This is a genomic window from Mesorhizobium sp. M7A.F.Ca.AU.001.01.1.1, from assembly GCF_004022735.1.
In the GTDB taxonomy this organism is placed as follows: Bacteria; Pseudomonadota; Alphaproteobacteria; order Rhizobiales; family Rhizobiaceae; genus Mesorhizobium; species Mesorhizobium ciceri.
Genome location: NZ_RZPF01001075.1, coordinates 1 through 1,410 on the forward strand (window position 1 = coordinate 1; position 1,410 = coordinate 1,410).

A 1,410-nucleotide genomic window follows, 5' to 3' on the forward strand; every position below is an offset into this window, starting at 1 on the left:
GAACTCGACCACGTCGATGCGCCGTCCTTGGCGATCATGCGTCCTCAGCTTCGGCGTCTCGACATTGGCGAGGCGCGCCAGTTCCTGCGCCTCCTGCGTCAGCACGAAACGGCCGAGACCGTCGAGTTCCCGGCGCACCGGATCGGAAAAACGCTCCGCGAGCTGGATCAGCAACGGATCGCCCCGCCAGGCGTTGCCGCCCGTCAGCGGCGGCGGCTGGTTCGTCACGTCGTCGGTCACGCCCAATCCTTCTATCGTCAGAAAGCCACGAATCCGAGGCTGTCGGCTAGATATAGCCAAGCCATGCAGCGCGCGCGATGAAAATACCGGCCGATACAATCGGCCATCTACACGAAAAAAATGAGGAGAACGGTTCCAATGCAAAGCTGGCGCTTGCAGCCGCAAAGTCTCCACCCTATAGCAGCCCCTTGAGATGACCGACGCTTCGTCCCCCTATCCTCAACGCCATCTTCTGGGCATCCGCGACCTTTCCCCTGCCGACATCGAGCTGTTGCTCGACAGGGCGGACCGGGCGGTCGCGATCTCGCGGCAGTCCGAGAAGAAAACCTCGACGCTGCGCGGCCGCACACAGATCAACCTGTTCTATGAAGCCTCGACGCGCACGCAGTCGTCGTTCGAACTGGCCGGAAAGCGGCTTGGCGCCGATGTCATGAACATGTCGGTGGCAAGCTCTTCGGTGAAGAAGGGCGAAACGCTCATCGACACGGCGATGACGCTGAATGCCATGCGGCCCGACATATTGATCATCCGCCACCAGTCGGCCGGTGCGGCCGCGCTTCTCGCGCAGAAGGTCGGCTGCTCCGTCGTCAATGCCGGCGACGGCGCGCATGAGCACCCGACACAGGCGCTGCTCGACGCGCTGACCATCCGCCGCGCCAAAGGCCCGCTGTCGAAGCTGATCGTGGCGATCTGCGGCGACATCCTGCATTCGCGCGTGGCGCGCTCCAACATCATGCTGCTCAACGCGCTCGGCGCGCAGGTGCGCGTCGTTGCGCCGTCGACGCTGCTGCCCACTGGCATCGAGAAGATGGGCGTCATCGTCACCCGTTCGATGGCCGAAGGCCTCAAGGACGCCGATGTGGTGATGATGCTGCGCCTGCAGCGCGAGCGCATGGAAGGCGCCTTCGTGCCTTCGGTGCGCGAGTATTTCCGCTATTTCGGCCTCGATGCGGAAAAACTGAAGGCGGCCAAAGACGACGCGTTGGTGATGCACCCCGGACCGATGAACCGTGGCGTCGAGATCGCTTCGGAAATCGCCGACGGCCCGCAAAGCGTCATCCAGGAACAGGTCGAAATGGGCGTTGCTGTGCGCATGGCGGTCATGGAAGCGCTGCTCGATCCCCGTCGCAATCAAGAGGGCCGCGGCGCATGAGCATAACGGTCTTTGAG

The 1,410-nt window shown here is 63.3% G+C and carries 1 protein-coding gene and 1 pseudogene; one reads left to right on the forward strand and one right to left on the reverse strand.

Annotated features, from left to right (window positions below; all coding sequences use genetic code 11):
* Positions 1-240, reverse strand: a pseudogene (locus tag EN884_RS35935) (DNA alkylation response protein); the annotation flags it as partial.
* 193 nt (positions 241-433) lie between these two features.
* Here EN884_RS35935 and EN884_RS35940 point away from each other — a divergent pair.
* Positions 434-1,393 carry an aspartate carbamoyltransferase catalytic subunit gene (locus EN884_RS35940; protein WP_063167954.1) on the forward strand — a complete coding sequence of 320 codons (960 nt, stop codon included), beginning with the start codon at positions 434-436 and terminating at the stop codon, positions 1,391-1,393.
* The last annotated feature ends 17 nt before the right edge of the window (positions 1,394-1,410 follow it).